Raw genomic sequence first — 15351 nt, 5'->3', positions numbered from 1 at the left:
AAAATGACAGGTCAAGGTTTATGAATCCCTATCTGATTGGCGGTGCCGTTCTAATATTGGTGTTATTGATTGTGGGGGTGATTATCACCGTAACTAGTGAACGATCCTTGGTGGAGGATCGTCTTGGTCATCTGGATGAAGATCAGATCAAGGAAACCCAACAGGATGCATCCAAGTCTATAGTGGCTGATTGGATGGAACGTAGAGTCGCCAATTCATCTAGGGGTGACCAGGTGGCTCGAGAGCTGGCTCGCGCGGACCTAAAGATTAAGGTTTCTGAATATTATGCGCTGATTTTTATTTCCATGTCTGCGTTAGCTATTGTTGCCTTTCTCATTCAGGGAAGTTGGCCTGCATCCATTATTGGTGCAATTGGTGGTTTTTTTGCTCCGCGTTTTTACGTAAAAAGACAACAGGTAGTTCGTTTGCAGAAATTCAACGATCAGCTAGGTGATATGTTGAATTTGATGGTTAATGGTCTACGTGCTGGTTACTCTACCATGCAAGCAATGGAAGCGGTAAGTCGCGAATTACCAGCCCCAATTTCTGATGAGTTCCGAAGAGTTGTTCAAGAGATGCAAATCGGCATCACGATGGAAAAGGCGCTTGATAATCTCCTTCGCCGTATCCCGAGCGACGATTTGGATTTTGTTATCACTGCTATGAATGTTCAGCGAGAAGTTGGTGGTAACTTGGCTGAAATTCTTGATACGATCACTTTTACCATTCGTGAGCGCGTCAGGATCAAGGGCGAGATTCGTGTAATGACAGCAAATGTGAGGGCATCTGGTGCAATTCTCTCTCTGATTCCCTTTGGGTTAGGGCTCGCGTTATATTTTCTTAGCCCTGAATATATTGGAACTTTTTTGCTCCCAATAAAATCATGCCGCAACCGCTTTGTGGATTTGTTGCTGTGGGCGTGATTCTTGGTTTGATCCTTGCTGGTTATCTGGTAATGATGAAGATTGCGGATATCGAGGTGTAGCATGACAACAATTTTATTAGCCGCAGGTGGATTTATTGTCTTGCTTGTGATCATTGGGGTGGTTGCCATAAGTTTACGGCAGAATTCGCCCGACGAAGTTGATCCATTACAGGCTCGTTTAGCGGAATACCTTCAGCGAGGAGATGTTGCTACTCTCGAAGAAATAGAACTGTCTCAGCCTTTTAGCGAACGTGTAATTATTCCGATTGTCAAAAAAATTGGTGAGATTTCTGCGCGTTTCACTCCTCAAAAAGCGATACAAGATACAGCGAGAAGGATGGAGTTGGCCGGTAATCCATGGCCGATTGATGCATCTTCATTTCTTGCAATTCGTTTTATTTTGGGCGTTGTAATCGGTGGCTTGATTACCGTTCTTGTTATGACATCTCCGGGCTCGAAGCCAAGCGATAATGCAATGTATATTGCTGGTGCTACATTTGGTGGCTTTTTCCTTCCTCACTTGATGCTTTCAAGTAGAATTACGGCTCGTCAGACTGAAATTCGGAAGGCAATGCCAGATGCGTTGGACTTATTGACCATTTGCGTAGAAGCAGGTTTGGGGTTTGATGCCGCGATGGCCAAAGTAAGCGAAAAATGGGACAATCAACTCTCACTTGCGTTTGCTCGCACGATCCGCGAGATACAACTTGGAAAAGTGCGACGTGAAGCGTTAAGGGATATGTCTGACCGGCTGGGTCTTGCTGAAGTTACCAGTTTTGTTGCGGCGATTATCCAAAGCGAACAGTTGGGTGTAAGTATGGCCAAAATTTTGCGTATTCAATCTGACCAGATGCGTATCAAACGCCGTCAACATGCCGAAGAATTGGCACATCAAGCACCTGTGAAGATGGTTATTCCAATGGCGTTTCTCATGTTTCCGACCATTATGATCATCGTTTTGACGCCAGCCGCTTTGCAGATCATGACATCAATGTAGGATTTTCAAATTCGATCATTGTGAATAGTATTCCGTGGGCATATCGTATTTATCGATTGGCCTGGAGCGGGGTGGACCTGCTTTTTCCTCCAGCGTGTGGAGGCTGTGGGAAAATAGGAAAATCGTGGTGTCTGAGTTGCCAATCGCGAGTTCCGCATATTACTGAGCCATTTTGTGATGTGTGCGGAATCCCTACAAACGGGGTTGCTGTGTGTGAGAAATGCTCAAAGAATCCGCCCGCGTATCGAAAGATGCGTTCATGGGCGGTTTTTGATTCGCCAGTGCAGAACGCTTTACACACATTGAAATATCGCCATAATATGGGGATTGGAGATGCCCTGGCAATCCAGATCGCGGGCTTTGTACGTTCATTGCATTGGGATGTGGAGTTACTTGTGCCCATGCCTCTTGGAAAAAAACGTTTAAAGGAGCGGGGGTATAATCAAGTTGGGCTGGTTGCCCGCCCACTTGCATATGAACTTGGTTTGCAGTATGCGCCACAAAGTTTATCAAAGACTAAAGATACTCGATCCCAAGTTGGCTTGAATGTTATTCAGCGTAGGGAAAATGTCCGTAATGTGTATCAGGCTGAAGGTAAGATGGTGAGGCGTAAATCCATCCTTTTGATGGATGATGTAGCAACTACGGGAGCCACGATCCAGTCATCTGTTGAAGCGTTGCTCTCAGCAGGTGCTTGTGATGTTTACGCTTTCACAATTGCGCGTGCACTTTCACATCATGATATGACACGTGTTTGACAATGACGCAACTGCGTCATTGATATCCTTTTCAGGAGGTTCTTTATGGCGAACAAGATTGAAATACTAGCTCGTAACATGCGGCTGACCGACAATACGCGCGAGTACGTTGAGAAGAAAGCCGCCAAACTGGAACGTCACCTTCAGGATATTGACGAGGTTCGCGTGGAGCTGTCTCATGAAAAGACAGCTCGTAGTGCGGGTGATCGTCAAGTGTCACAGATCACCTTGCGCGGAAAGGGTTTCATCCTCCGCACAGAGGAACGTTCTGATGACCTGCACACTGCTTTTGATGCGGCACTCGATAAAATGCAGAGACAGGTTGAGCGCTTCAAAGGTAAGCGTAATCATGGTCGCGGCGATGGGCGTTCTGCCGCTGAAGTTGTTGAAGTGATGGAAGAAGAATGGCCTGTTGACGAGACCGGCGAACTGCTTCCCTTGATCGCTCGCCGTAAGAAATTCGTTGTGTTACCGATGGGCGAAGATGAAGCTGTTGAACAGATGCGTTTACTTGGACACGATAACTTCTTTGTCTTTTTCAATGCCGAGAAGAACTCGATCCAGGTTTTGTACCGCAGGCGAAATGGAACATATGGTTTGATAGAGCCTGTGATTGGCTAGTAGTTGGACTAAGAATAAACGGATCAGTGGCGCTTCAAGCGCCACTGATCTTATCAAGGAGTGCACACATGGAATTTGACGAAGAGATGGATGAGACTGAATCAACACCGGCCAGTGTGAATGTTGATCAGGCAGAGGAACTTGTGCTTGAGCTGATCAAGGCGTTAGGGGAAGACCCTGAACGTGAAGGGCTGAAGCATACGCCTCGCCGTGTGGCACGCATGTATACTGAACTACTTTGTGGATATAACACCGATCCCCAAAAGATCGTCAATGGTGCGCTCTTCAATATCAACTATGATGAAATGGTGCTTGTACGCGATATCGAGTTTTATAGCCTGTGCGAACACCACATGCTTCCGTTTTTGGGGCGAGCGCATGTTGCTTATATCCCTGCTGGCAAAGTGATCGGGCTTTCCAAGATTCCCCGCATTGTTGATATGTACGCACGCCGTTTGCAAGTGCAAGAGCGCATGACTCGTCAGATCGCGGATTTTCTTCAAACAACTCTCAAACCGCAGGGCGTTGCGGTTGTAGTCGAGGCTGTGCATTTATGTTCGATGATGCGTGGCGTGAAAAAACATGATGCACGTATGACAACATCCGCTATGCATGGAGCCTTTCGTGCCAATCTTGCGACGCGACAAGAGTTCTTGGATAACATCAGTAGAGGCGCCAAACCACTTCAGTTTTGACGTAGACCGCTCGTTCTCTCTTAAGCGGACGTTTGCTTCTGTCCGATCAACTTGATCTTTCGGGACGTTTTTCCTATCCTACTCATCCCGGCTTCGTTCGATCTCCACTCCAACTGATTCCACAAAACGGACAGCTCTTGGTTTTTCCACGCGGACGATTACTTTTTGCACACCAGTTTCTTCAAGACATAATTTTGCGAGATCGCCTGCCAACGCTTCCACAGTGAATCGTTCTGCAGTTTCGGCATGTGACATGATCCTCTTGGACATGGTGCTGTAATTGACACAATCATTGATATCGTCCGTCTCCGCCGCGCGATGTGTATCGGTAAAGAGGGTGGCGTTGATCAATATGTCTTGAGCGCGTTTGCGTTCATCTTCGTTAACCCCGATAATTCCTCTTACAAGTAAATTCTTGATAATGACCTTGTCCATGTTTGGTTTGTCCTTTTTCTTGCGCGTAGGCAGGTTGGCGTAGAAGTGAGTTGTATTTATTCTGTGTAAGATGTGTATGAGGTTACTAGTGATGGATATTATGGTGTTGATGCCGCTTGTTGTCTCAACTTATCACTTATAAATAATACCACGGCTAACGCAACCCATGCCACGATTTGGGCTAGCCGAAATTCTCCAAATATTAAAGTACTATCACCGCGAAAGGATTCGAGGAAGAGACGTGAGCCAGCCGTTAGTGAAACAAAGTTGAGAAAGAGAATGCCCCGGGGAGAATCGATTTTTTGAGACCAGACCAGGCCGAAGATTAAGAGTGAAGCGAGCAGTTCGTAGATTTGAGTCGGATGGCGGGTGGCATTCCAAAGGTCAATCCCCCAAGGGACAGTTGTCGGGTTTCCGAATGCTGTGCCTTCGGCAAGATGGGCAAGGGGAAGACCGATGGCGAGTGTAGCGAAAAGGGGAGTGAGGGAATCGAGCGTTTGCCAGAGGTTGAGTTTTTGTCGTTGACCATAGATGAAACTGACAAGGATGGCTGTGAGTAGCCCGCTTGCTGGGTCGAAGAGATTTAAGTTGGGAGAGAAGATGTTGAGTGGGCTTTGCGCAAATGCAGAAAGGTTGGAGAGTGCGAACAGGATTCGTCCGCCAACGATGTACCCGATGATGCTAAAAAATACGGCGTTGTTCAGTTGGTCTTTTGAGACCCCATGACGCTCGGTCCGTTTTTCAGCGAGCGCAAGGCCAACCCACACGGCAACGACAATGAGAAGGAGATGGCGAGGCGGAGCGAATAACGCGCGGAAAGCTTCTATCATTTTAGTATTTCCTCTATACGTGTTCGAAGCAAGGCCTCAGCCATTGGGCCGCCAATAACAACTTCATTGATAATTCCTTCGCGATTTATGAAGAATGATGATGGAAGAGAGCGTAACTGATAATCTGCCCCAACTTTGCCTGTCTCATCGAGCAGAATGGGAAAGGTGAGATCGTATTCATCTACGAAAGGTGCAATGTCGGAAGCAGTGTCTTGATAGGTCATGTTGACGGCAAGCACGACTAGCCCTTTATCTTTATACTCGTTGTAGATCTTTTCGATAGCGGGCATTTCTGCGCGACAAGGTGGGCACCACGTCGCCCACAAGTTAACCAGCACCGCCTGTCCGCGCAGGTCGGAGAGCTTAATGGTTTCGCCTGTTGTAGTGTTGAGCTCAAAATCAGGCGCAAGGAATCCTTGCTGAGGTGCAGGTATCTTGCCTGATGTGGATGTACCTGACTTATCTGTGCTTATGAGAATCCAAGCAAGGCCAAGGGCGAGTATGATGACATATGCGATTCTGCGTTGAGTTGTATTCATGTTCTTCTTGGATTGTTGCTTTTGCTGAAATCTTACTTTATAGAGAAAGTATGAAACTTTCTCTCAAATGAAAATCTGCTTGTGGCCCGGGGTGTGCAAGCGTCCAATAGGTTTCCATTCCGTCAAGAGTTTGGATGATGGCAGTGATTCCGATGTGGAGCGGTTGCGTAGGCCGAAAAAGAGGGCTCAAATTTACCGAGAGTTCAAGATTGGGTAATGCAAATTGAAACGGCAAATGTGAGATGGAAATTTCTTCGCAAAAGCCTATCCTGCGATAGGCTTCCATCTGATACGCATTCCAATCGCCAGATGGAGACATGTTGAATTCCCAATATTGTGGTTGATCGGGAATGGCGAGGAAGAACTCGAAGCAAGTTGCTTTCCACAAGTCGTCTTTGCGGGAAGGGGAGATAGACAGAACAGGAAATAAGATTCGCCCAACATCTCCGCTAACTTCGTAGCGAATTGAGAGTTGATTGTCCAGTCTGGTGGCTACGCCAGTAATTGCAATATCAGGGATATTGTGTTTCCCAAACGGGACAAGTTGAAATGGTGGCACGTGTTTGCCTTCTATTCCACTACAACCATCTTCGCGATGATGTTGCGGATGTCCGCTTCGTGGGCTTCGATAGATTCAGTTAACTTGAATTGGACAAGTGCGCGTTGTAGGTTGTGTTTGGGGTGCTTCACTTTGAAGTAAACATTTCCTGCGATGTGGTCGGTGAGAAAGCGGATGCCGAGTTCGAAGGCCAGTAATCGCATGGAGTCGAAAAGATATTCGTAATCGGAAGTTGTCAGGAAGGCGCGGGCTTGGGCGAGATACCCTTCTAGGATCGCTGAACCAGTTTCGGGGTCGAAGCGAACCGCCTCCCAGTTTTCAGTCTCCTCGCCGAGAGGGTTGCATCCCGAACGCATACAGTCCCCGATATCGTAATGGATGAGGCCGGGCTTGACCGTGTCAAGATCCACGATGCTGATGGCACGTCCCGTTGACTCTTCGATCATCACGTTATTGACCTTGGGGTCGCCGTGCATGGCACGCAGTTGGAGTTTACCCTGTTCGCGTGCATCTTCAAGAATGTGCGCGAGTGCACGGCGTTGTTCTACGAACTCAAGGCAATACTTGAGTTCGGGGTTGGATTTGAAACCGTTTTGCGAAAGTGCATGATCGTATTGACCCAGATAACGCGGCGTGATGTGAAAGCCCTCGAGTGTGTCAGCAAGCTGGTCGATGGGTAAATCGCTGATCAAGTTTTGAAATGCACCGAGCGCGTATCCCACTTCGCGCGCGTGGTTGAGATCGCGGATCGTGTCGTACGATCTGGCATTTTTTACGTAGCTGATTGCTCGCCAAAAATTATTGTCGGCATCCAAGTGGTAATCAGTTCCCTTTTGCGTGGAAAGAACGCGTGGCATTTCCCAACGATGTCCTTCATCGCGTGCGCGTCTGCGCATATGTTCGGTGAAGGCGCGCATGTTTTGCATAATGAGTTTTGGTTGTTTGAAGACGTGTGTATTAATGCGCTGTAATATGAAATTTCGTTCTTCGGTCGAATTGGTAGTGACAAGATATGTGTCGTTGATGTTGCCGTTGCCGAATTCCCTGATCTCAAGAACCTGTCCCCCGGGATAAAATTCCTGTGCAATTGAAAGTTGGTGCAAGTGCGTTCTCCAAAATTGTGATTTCTGAATTATACCCAGAGCGGTCACAATTTGTAGCCGCAAGCTACTATACCTTGAATACCGATGGTAAAATAGTGTATATCTTACACGAACAGGTTACTCAAACATGACAGACGAACTCCAAAATAAAGCCATTAACACCCTCCGTTTCCTTTCAGCAGACGGAGTACAGCAAGCCAACTCAGGCCACCCCGGCCTTCCTATGGGAGCCGCCGCAATGGCGTACACCATTTGGACGCGCCACCTGAGACATAATCCGCGCAATCCCAAGTGGATGGGACGCGACCGCTTCATCCTTTCGGGTGGGCATGGTTCAATGCTCCTGTATTCTTTGCTTCATCTGACGGGTTACGACCTCCCGCTCGAGGAGCTGAAGAACTTCCGCCAGTGGGGGAGCAAAACTCCGGGCCACCCTGAATACGGCTGGACCCCCGGCGTAGAAATGACCACTGGTCCTCTCGGTCAGGGGTTTGCCACCGGCGTAGGCATGGCCATCGCACAGGCGCATCTCGCGGCGATCTTTAACAAGCCCGGGCATGAGATTATCCAATCCTACATCTATGCCATCGTCACAGACGGTGACTTGATGGAAGGCATCGCTTCCGAGGCCGCATCCATGGCGGGACACATGCAACTCGGCCGTATCATTTATCTCTACGATGACAACCACATCTCGATTGACGGCTCCACTGATATTGCCTTCACCGAAGATCGTGGCAAGCGTTTTGAAGCTTATGGCTGGCACGTTCAAAAAGTGGAAGATGGCAACGATGTGGAAGCGATCGATGCCGCCATCAAGAAAGCCAAAGCAGACCCGCGTCCGTCCATCATTATGTGCCGTACGATCATTGGGTTTGGCGCGCCAAAGAAACAAGGAACATCCAAGGCACATGGCGAACCTCTTGGTGATGAAGAACTGAATGCCGCGAAACAGAATGTCGGTTGGCCGACCGAGCCGCGTTTCTACGTCCCTGACGATGCGTTGGCATTCTTCCGCAAAGCAGTGGATAAGGGCCGTGAACTCGAAACGGATTGGAAGATGAAGCTCGAAGCATACGGACGCCTGCACCCTGAACTAGGTGCTGAGTTGAATCGTCGTATTGCTGGCAAACTTCCTGACAATTGGGAAGCGGCATTGCCAGCCTTCCCTGTCGATCCAAAAGGCATGGCGACTCGTGCCTCTTCAGGCAAGGTGATCAATGCCTTGGCTTCTGCCATCCCAGAATTCATTGGTGGGTCTGCGGACCTGGCTCCCTCGAATAATACCAAAATTGACGGAGCTACCGCCTTCCAAAAAGAATCCTATGAAGGACGCAACTTCCATTTCGGTGTGCGTGAACACGCCATGGCCGCGGCCTTGAATGGTATGAATGTCTTTGGTGGCATCATTGCTTATGGTGGCACATTCCTGATCTTCTCTGACTATTTGAAGCCAGCGGTTCGTGTTGCGGCAATTTCACACATCCCTTCGATATTTGTCCTCACTCACGATAGTATTGGGGTTGGTGAAGATGGCCCCACGCATCAACCAATTGAACAGTTGATTTCCTTGCGCTCGATCCCCAATCTTGTTACCATCCGCCCTGCAGATGCGAATGAGGTCCGTGAGGCGTGGAAGGTGGCTATCTCTCGCAGAGATGGGCCGACGGCTTTGGCGCTCACACGCCAAAACCTCCCAACCTTCGAACTGGCAACTGGTGAGACAGTGAGCAAGGGTGCGTACGTGTTGAAAGATTTCGGCACGCCTGAAGTGATCCTCATGGCATCTGGCTCGGAGGTGAGCTTGATCTTGGATGCGGCGCAGAAGCTTCATGAAGAAGGCAAAGGTGTTCGTGTGGTTTCCTTCCCGAGTTGGGAACTGTTCGAGAAACAGGACGAGGCTTATAAAGAATCTGTCTTGCCGAAGAAGATTCAAGCAAGACTCGCCGTCGAAGCTGCGACCAGCATGGGCTGGCATCGATACGCCAAGTCCGTGATTGGCATTGACCACTACGGCGCATCTGCCCCTGCAAAGATCATCTTCGAGAAGTTTGGCTTTACAGTGGATAATGTTGTTGCCCGTGCGAAGGAAGTGCTTAAGTAAGCATGGACACCTGGCTTCCCGGTCTGCTCTTGATTTTAATTGGTGTGTTAGTAATGCTTGGTGCTGCAATGAACTGGAGATTTGTGACACGCCCTGGAAAGCTTTTAAACATTGTGTTTGGCGATAAGATTGCCCGTGTCATTTATTTTGGCGTGGGCATCTTTATGTTCGCCAAAGGCATTGAGATCATGATCGGTGCAAACTGGTTTTAGAGGTGAATGAAATATGAAAGTAGCTGTTGGATTTGATCACGGGGGCTTTCCCCTTAAACAAACTGTGCTGGATACTGTCCGCGCGGCGGGACACGAACCCATTGACATGGGTACGAACTCCGCCGACAGCGTGGATTTCCCCGACTTCACCGAAAAGGTGGGACGTGCCATCCAAAACGGAGAAGCTGAGCGTGGTATCGTCGTTTGCGGATCGGGCGTGGGAGCCTGCATCGCCGCCAACAAGATGAAAGGCATCTACGCATCCATTTGCCATGACACTTACTCTGCCTCGCAAGGAGTCGCTCACGACGATATGAATGTGCTCTGTCTTGGCGGTCGTGTCGTTGGCGTGGAGCTTGCGATTGTCTTGATCCAGGCCTTTCTTGGTGCGGAGTATCAGGGCAATAAAGCAGGTGGTGAGAGGTTGGTAAGACGCGTTGAGAAGATACATAAGTTAGAACAAAAACAGTATTAAATATGTCCGAGGATATTTTTAAACCGAAACACCGAATTATGGACCGAATTGCAGGACCAATATTGACAATGTTGGGTGGTGCGTTGGTTCTCGCTATTCTATTTTTTGACGTTAAGGAATTGTCCTTTGTTCTGTTTACCGTTTTTATCTTGTTGCTAGGCGTTTGGGGTTTAGTAAATTGGGTGAGAAATAGTTTTTTAAAGATAATTTTTCAGGAGGACAAAATTATCTTTGTTCGACGATTTATAAACCCCATCACTTTTCTGTACAGCGAATTAACAGATATTGGCTTTACACAGATAAAATTTGGTCAACGACGAATATCATTGATGAATATGAAAAATGGCGACGAATTACTTTCTGCATTTCAAAGACTTCTTGATGAAAAGAAAATTCAACCATCTCAAATGGATGGTAAGCTAATTGTAAACGATGTTATGACGCAACGGGCATTACTAATTTCTGCCATCCCCACAATCCTTGGTGGGTTTGCTTTGGATTTTATGTTACGCAGTTACTTCGATATAAACTTGGACGGATTTGTTCCATTTTCGATTTCTTTCCTTGTATTTTATTATGGCGCATATATGATTTTAAAGAACCGTTATGAAAATAAATGGTGATAAAACAACGAACTCTTTTATAACCCGAACGAAAAATACCGTGACTTGAAAGGTCACCAAAACCTTGAGGAAAATAACATGTCAGAATCAATTAAAAAATTAACAGCATTAGGTCAGTCAATTTGGTACGACAATATTCAAAGGAAGTTATTGGAGACTGGCGAACTCAAAGCCATGATCGATCGTGGCGACATTCGCGGCGTCACATCGAATCCAACCATCTTCAACAACGCCATCGCCAAGACGAACGATTACGACTCGGCGCTTACTCCGCTGGCGTGGGCAGGCTGGGATGCGGAAAAGATCTTCTGGCAACTTGCCATCGAAGATATCAAAGCCGCCTGCGACGCCTTCGCTCCGCTTTATGAAGAAACCAATGGCGGAGATGGGTACGTCAGCCTCGAGGTCAGCCCGTATCTGGCGCATGATACCGAAGCCACCGCCGCGCAAGCACAACAACTCTGGGCGCGTGTCGGACGCAAAAACCTCATGGTCAAGATCCCTGCCACAAAAGCGGGCATCCCTGCCATTCGCAAGGCGATCGCCGCAGGTGTCAACGTCAACGTCACGCTGATCTTCTCCCTCACTCGCTACGCCGAAGTGATGGACGCCTACCTCAGTGGTCTTGAAGAACGCGCCGCCGCTGGACACCCCATTGACCATATCGCTTCGGTCGCTTCGTTCTTCGTCTCTCGTGTCGATTCTAAGATCGATCCCAAACTTGCTGATGGCTCCGATCTCAAAGGCAAAGCTGCCATCGCCAACGCCAAGCTCGCTTACGATCTCTATCAGCAAACCTTTGCAGGTCGTCGCTGGGAGAATCTCAAGGTTAAGAGCGCGCGTGTCCAGCGTCCGTTGTGGGCGAGCACGGGCACCAAAAATCCCGCTTATCCCGATACCCTTTATATTGACACCCTCATCGGACCCGAAACCGTCAACACCGTTCCACCTGCCACGCTCGATGCTTTTCGCGATCATGGCAACCCTGCCATGACCCTCGTGCGCGACATTGACGGTTCGCGTGAAGCGCTTAAACAACTTGAAGCGCTTGGCATTTCGATGGATGCCGTAACTCAGGAATTGGAAGACGAAGGCGTCAAGGCTTTCGAAGATGCATTCACACAACTGCTTGGTACGATTGATGCGAGACGAAAAGCCGCCGCCTCTTCTCTTGGACCTATAGCTGGTCCTGTTTCGAAGCGGATCGCTCAGCTGGAAGCGGATTCTGTCCCCGCCCGCCTTTGGAAAGGTGACCCATTCCTTTGGGCTCCTGCCAAAGATAAAGAAGGTCAACATGAAGTCACCATCCGTATGGGTTGGCTGGACTCCACCGAGAAGGCTCGCAAGCTGTTGAAGGAATACACGTCCTTCGCAAAAGAAGTCAAGAAAGCCAAGATGGATCGTGTGTTGATCCTGGGTATGGGTGGTTCATCGCTTACTGCGGAAGTGTTCAGCTTGCTGTACTCCGCCGCTGGGATGCAATCCCCCATGAAACTGGGCATTCTCGATTCAACTGACCCTGCTCAAGTTTTGCAAGCCGCGCAGGAATTTCCTCCTGAAAAGACTTTGTACATTGTCGCCAGTAAATCAGGCGGCACCGCTGAAGTGATGGCGGCATTTGACTACTTCTGGAAGTTGAGCAAGAAAGATGGCTCGCACTTCATTGCTACGACCGATGCAAATACATCGCTTGAAGCCTTGGCAAAGAAACGCAAGTTTAGAAAGATCTTTACAGCCGATCAATTCGTCGGCGGACGTTACTCTGCATTGACCGACTTTGGTCTTGTCCCTGCGGCGTTGCTTGGTATTGACTTGCCCCAACTCCTCGACAAAACAGACTCGATGCGTGCACAGTGTGGCGAGCATATCCCTGCGGCGCGCAACCCTGGTTTGGCGCTGGGAGCTGTCATTGGCGAAGCGGCCCTTCGAGGCAGAGACAAACTCACCGTTATAGCTGACGCGCCTTTGTCCGCTTTTGCAGGCTGGGTCGAGCAGATCATCGCTGAGTCCAGTGGCAAGAAGAATAAGGGAATCTTGCCTGTGCCGTTGGAACCGTTGGCAGACGCGAAATCCTATAGCAAAGATCGAATCTTCGTGTACCTGCGTCAGACGGGCGAGCATGATGAAGCCACGAAAGCTTTGCTTGCCGCTGGTCATCCTGTTATCGAGTTGCCGATTGCCGACTTCTACGAAATCGGCGCAGAAATGTTCCGCTGGGAAATTGCGACCGTGGTGGCGTGCTCAGTGTTGGGTGTGAATGCGTTCGATCAGCCAAACGTGGAGACGAGCAAGAAGATCACCAAGGCGAAGATCGCCGAGTATCAGAAGAAAGGCAAATTGAAGGAAGGCAAGCCCGCTTGGAAGAAGGATGATGTGGCTGTGTTCTCGCCGGCCGCTGTGACTGGCGCTTCGCTGAAGGCTGTGCTGACCAGTTTCTTGAAGAAGGCGAAGGCTGGTGGTTATGTGGGCGTGAATGCATATCTGCCTCGCACCGATGCAATGACCGAGCAGTTGCAGAAATTGCAGGTTGCCATCCGTGCCAAGACAGGCACCGCTGTGACCATTGGCTTTGGTCCTCGCTTCCAACACTCAACGGGACAGTTCCACAAAGGCGGTATCAAGGGCGGTATCTTCCTCGTCATTACTGCCGACCCTGCGAAGGACTTTGATATCCCCACCGAAGGTCTAACGTTCGGTGCGCTTATCCGCTCGCAGGCTTTGGGTGATTTTGAAGCCTTGCTCGATGCAAAGAAGAAGGCGATACGGGTGCACTTGCCCTCAGCAGAAGCAGTCGCTGAGTTGGTGAAGGCGCTGGGTGAGTAGAAAAGCAAACAGATAAACAAGTAGAAAATCGGTGGTCGAATTACGACCGCCGATTTTTTGTTAATCCCATTTTCACCTCCTGGAACTACACTTGTGGACGAAAGGAAAATATAAAATGTTTGATTTAGGCATTCCTGAACTATTGATTATTCTCGTGATCGTTGTGCTGGTCTTTGGACCAGGTCGACTTGGTAAAGCTATGGGCGAGATCGGAAAAGGAATTCGTTCCTTTCGAGATTCGTTTTCCTCCGAAGAGAAAACCGACTCTGTTTCCGATGCAAACATAACCCCAAAATAATATCAATGGATAATTTATCCAATCTCAAATGTGTTGCCTGTCGTGGTGGTGAACCCACAGTGACCGATGCCGAAATTGTGGAGTTGCATCCGCAAGTTTCGGGTTGGGAAATTATCGAGGTGGATGGTGTCAAGCGATTGCATCGTGTTTTCAAACTCAAGAACTTCATCGAAGCGGTTGCATTTACAAATAAAATTGCGATGATCTCTGAAAAGGAAGACCACCATCCTTTGATCATCACCGAATGGGGGCGCGTGACCGTCCAATGGTGGACTCACAAGATCAAAGGTTTGCACAAGAACGATTTCATTATGGCGGCAAAGACAGATGAAATCCACGGACAATAGCTTACCTGAGTGGGGAAAAGTATCTCGCAGAGATTTTCTAAAATTAGTGAGAACAGGAGCGATTAGTCTGGGCGCTCTTGCTGTTGGTGGAGCGGGTTGGAGTTCCCTTGTTGAGCCTGGTTGGATACAGATCGAGAATGTGACGCTGAAACTGCCAAGGCTTACCTCGCGATTCTTTGGTACCCGTATCGCCCAGATCAGCGACATCCACATAGGCGGCTGGATGAATGCAGAGCGCCTCCAGCACGCCATTGACCAGATCATTACTGAGAAACCTGATCTTTTATTGTTGACGGGTGATTTTTTGATTGGTCATACCTTTGACAGAAACTCTGAAGAACATCTTCAAAGCCTGATAGCGATTTTGGCTCCGTTGGCAAAATCAATCCCATCGTTTGGCGTTTTAGGCAACCATGATTACTGGACGAATGCCGACGCTATCCGAGAGATGTTACAGCAAAGCGGGATCACAGACCTGACGAACTCAACAGCCACGATTTCTCGTGATAGTGAAGCACTCCATCTCTGTGGTGTTGACGACGTTTGGGAAGGGGATGTGAAGCTAGATGACGTAGTTGCGAAATTACCCAAAGATGGTGCGGCTGTTTTGTTGGCGCACGAACCAGACTTCGCTGACGAAAGCGCCGCAACGGGGAGATTTGACCTGCAGGTTTCGGGTCATTCTCATGGTGGACAGGTTGTCATTCCATTTTACGGTGCTCCCATCCTTCCATTTCTCGGGCAAAAATATCCCAGTGGCTTGTATCAGGTTGGAAGTATGTTCCAATACACCAATCGCGGCTTAGGGATGATAGACCCGCCTGTGCGTTTCAACTGTCCGCCAGAGATCACCATATTTACTTTGGAAGGTTGAAAAATAAATTGTGGGTTCTCTAATTCAGAGTAAAAACATGAGAATTGGCGTCAAAACGTGGATAATCTTCACTTTATGATTCCTTATGCTATCATCATAATGATGCTCAAACCATAAAAGTGGAGTGACTTTA

Annotated in this window: 18 protein-coding genes; 13 read left to right on the top strand and 5 right to left on the bottom strand. The window is 48.6% G+C overall.

The window, feature by feature from the left end:
• Positions 1-20: 20 nt before the first annotated feature.
• The 5 genes from IPP66_17910 to folE all read left to right on the top strand — a co-directional run bounded on the left by IPP66_17910 (position 21) and on the right by folE (position 3996).
• Positions 21-923 (top strand): type II secretion system F family protein, encoded by a 903-nt coding sequence (locus tag IPP66_17910; protein MBK9927147.1) that lies wholly within the window; start codon positions 21-23, stop codon positions 921-923.
• 63 nt (positions 924-986) lie between these two features.
• Positions 987-1922 (top strand): type II secretion system F family protein, encoded by a 936-nt coding sequence (locus IPP66_17905; GenBank protein ID MBK9927146.1) that lies wholly within the window; start codon positions 987-989, stop codon positions 1920-1922.
• Positions 1923-2203: 281 nt separating this feature from the next.
• Positions 2204-2680, top strand: coding sequence for a ComF family protein (locus IPP66_17900; protein ID MBK9927145.1), 477 nt, complete (start codon positions 2204-2206; stop codon positions 2678-2680).
• A 45-nt stretch (positions 2681-2725) separates the two neighbouring features.
• Positions 2726-3301 carry a ribosome-associated translation inhibitor RaiA gene (raiA, locus tag IPP66_17895; protein ID MBK9927144.1) on the top strand — a complete coding sequence of 192 codons (576 nt, stop codon included), beginning with the start codon at positions 2726-2728 and terminating at the stop codon, positions 3299-3301.
• 68 nt (positions 3302-3369) lie between these two features.
• Positions 3370-3996, top strand: a complete 627-nt coding sequence (gene folE / locus IPP66_17890; protein MBK9927143.1) for a GTP cyclohydrolase I FolE — start codon at positions 3370-3372, stop codon at positions 3994-3996.
• Between the two features lie 78 nt (positions 3997-4074).
• Here folE and folB read toward each other — a convergent pair whose 3' ends face one another.
• The 5 genes from folB to IPP66_17865 form a co-directional block, all read right to left on the bottom strand.
• Positions 4075-4431 carry a dihydroneopterin aldolase gene (folB, locus tag IPP66_17885; protein MBK9927142.1) on the bottom strand — a complete coding sequence of 119 codons (357 nt, stop codon included), beginning with the start codon at positions 4429-4431 and terminating at the stop codon, positions 4075-4077.
• A gap of 98 nt (positions 4432-4529) precedes the next feature.
• On the bottom strand, positions 4530-5261 hold the full coding sequence (locus tag IPP66_17880; protein MBK9927141.1) for a prolipoprotein diacylglyceryl transferase: 732 nt from the start codon (positions 5259-5261) through the stop codon (positions 4530-4532).
• A complete protein-coding gene (locus IPP66_17875) occupies positions 5258-5800 on the bottom strand; it encodes a TlpA family protein disulfide reductase (protein MBK9927140.1) in 543 nt (180 codons plus the stop codon). Before IPP66_17875 ends, IPP66_17880 begins: the two co-directional genes overlap by 4 nt.
• Positions 5801-5837: 37 nt before the next feature.
• Positions 5838-6359, bottom strand: coding sequence for a DOMON-like domain-containing protein (locus IPP66_17870; protein MBK9927139.1), 522 nt, complete (start codon positions 6357-6359; stop codon positions 5838-5840).
• Between the two features lie 11 nt (positions 6360-6370).
• Positions 6371-7492 carry an aminoglycoside phosphotransferase family protein gene (locus IPP66_17865; GenBank protein ID MBK9927138.1) on the bottom strand — a complete coding sequence of 374 codons (1122 nt, stop codon included), beginning with the start codon at positions 7490-7492 and terminating at the stop codon, positions 6371-6373.
• Positions 7493-7589: 97 nt separating this feature from the next.
• Between IPP66_17865 and tkt the strand changes: the two genes are divergently transcribed.
• The 8 genes from tkt (at position 7590) to IPP66_17825 (ending at position 15218) form a co-directional block, all read left to right on the top strand.
• Positions 7590-9566 carry a transketolase gene (gene tkt, locus IPP66_17860; GenBank protein ID MBK9927137.1) on the top strand — a complete coding sequence of 659 codons (1977 nt, stop codon included), beginning with the start codon at positions 7590-7592 and terminating at the stop codon, positions 9564-9566.
• A gap of 2 nt (positions 9567-9568) precedes the next feature.
• Positions 9569-9778, top strand: coding sequence for a hypothetical protein (locus IPP66_17855; protein ID MBK9927136.1), 210 nt, complete (start codon positions 9569-9571; stop codon positions 9776-9778).
• 13 nt (positions 9779-9791) lie between these two features.
• Complete coding sequence (rpiB, locus tag IPP66_17850; protein ID MBK9927135.1) at positions 9792-10253, top strand: ribose 5-phosphate isomerase B; 462 nt, start codon at positions 9792-9794, stop codon at positions 10251-10253.
• Between the two features lie 38 nt (positions 10254-10291).
• Positions 10292-10876, top strand: a complete 585-nt coding sequence (locus IPP66_17845) for a hypothetical protein (protein MBK9927134.1) — start codon at positions 10292-10294, stop codon at positions 10874-10876.
• Between the two features lie 78 nt (positions 10877-10954).
• Complete coding sequence (locus tag IPP66_17840) at positions 10955-13699, top strand: bifunctional transaldolase/phosoglucose isomerase (GenBank protein MBK9927133.1); 2745 nt, start codon at positions 10955-10957, stop codon at positions 13697-13699.
• Between the two features lie 115 nt (positions 13700-13814).
• Positions 13815-13997 (top strand): twin-arginine translocase TatA/TatE family subunit, encoded by a 183-nt coding sequence (locus tag IPP66_17835; protein ID MBK9927132.1) that lies wholly within the window; start codon positions 13815-13817, stop codon positions 13995-13997.
• A 5-nt stretch (positions 13998-14002) separates the two neighbouring features.
• Positions 14003-14344, top strand: a complete 342-nt coding sequence (locus IPP66_17830; GenBank protein MBK9927131.1) for a 4a-hydroxytetrahydrobiopterin dehydratase — start codon at positions 14003-14005, stop codon at positions 14342-14344.
• A complete protein-coding gene (locus IPP66_17825) occupies positions 14325-15218 on the top strand; it encodes a metallophosphoesterase (protein ID MBK9927130.1) in 894 nt (297 codons plus the stop codon). The genes IPP66_17830 and IPP66_17825 overlap by 20 nt, the downstream gene beginning before the upstream one ends.
• The last annotated feature ends 133 nt before the right edge of the window (positions 15219-15351 follow it).

The sequence above is a fragment of the Candidatus Defluviilinea proxima genome (assembly GCA_016721115.1).
Taxonomy (GTDB): domain Bacteria; phylum Chloroflexota; class Anaerolineae; order Anaerolineales; family Villigracilaceae; genus Defluviilinea; species Defluviilinea proxima.
This window is presented reverse-complemented; position numbering and strand designations above follow the sequence as displayed.

Bases quoted from the DNA above. Each gene is read 5' to 3' on its own strand.
- IPP66_17910 (MBK9927147.1), top strand. From the start codon at position 21: ATGAATCCCTATCTGATTGGCGGTGCCGTTCTAATATTGGTGTTATTG.
- IPP66_17905 (MBK9927146.1), top strand. From the start codon at position 987: ATGACAACAATTTTATTAGCCGCAGGTGGATTTATTGTCTTGCTTGTG.
- raiA (MBK9927144.1), top strand. From the start codon at position 2,726: ATGGCGAACAAGATTGAAATACTAGCTCGTAACATGCGGCTGACCGAC.
- folE (MBK9927143.1), top strand. From the start codon at position 3,370: ATGGAATTTGACGAAGAGATGGATGAGACTGAATCAACACCGGCCAGT.
- folB (MBK9927142.1), bottom strand. From the start codon at position 4,431: ATGGACAAGGTCATTATCAAGAATTTACTTGTAAGAGGAATTATCGGG.
- IPP66_17880 (MBK9927141.1), bottom strand. From the start codon at position 5,261: ATGATAGAAGCTTTCCGCGCGTTATTCGCTCCGCCTCGCCATCTCCTT.
- IPP66_17875 (MBK9927140.1), bottom strand. From the start codon at position 5,800: ATGAATACAACTCAACGCAGAATCGCATATGTCATCATACTCGCCCTT.
- tkt (MBK9927137.1), top strand. From the start codon at position 7,590: ATGACAGACGAACTCCAAAATAAAGCCATTAACACCCTCCGTTTCCTT.
- IPP66_17855 (MBK9927136.1), top strand. From the start codon at position 9,569: ATGGACACCTGGCTTCCCGGTCTGCTCTTGATTTTAATTGGTGTGTTA.
- rpiB (MBK9927135.1), top strand. From the start codon at position 9,792: ATGAAAGTAGCTGTTGGATTTGATCACGGGGGCTTTCCCCTTAAACAA.
- IPP66_17845 (MBK9927134.1), top strand. From the start codon at position 10,292: ATGGACCGAATTGCAGGACCAATATTGACAATGTTGGGTGGTGCGTTG.
- IPP66_17840 (MBK9927133.1), top strand. From the start codon at position 10,955: ATGTCAGAATCAATTAAAAAATTAACAGCATTAGGTCAGTCAATTTGG.
- IPP66_17835 (MBK9927132.1), top strand. From the start codon at position 13,815: ATGTTTGATTTAGGCATTCCTGAACTATTGATTATTCTCGTGATCGTT.
- IPP66_17830 (MBK9927131.1), top strand. From the start codon at position 14,003: ATGGATAATTTATCCAATCTCAAATGTGTTGCCTGTCGTGGTGGTGAA.
- IPP66_17825 (MBK9927130.1), top strand. From the start codon at position 14,325: ATGAAATCCACGGACAATAGCTTACCTGAGTGGGGAAAAGTATCTCGC.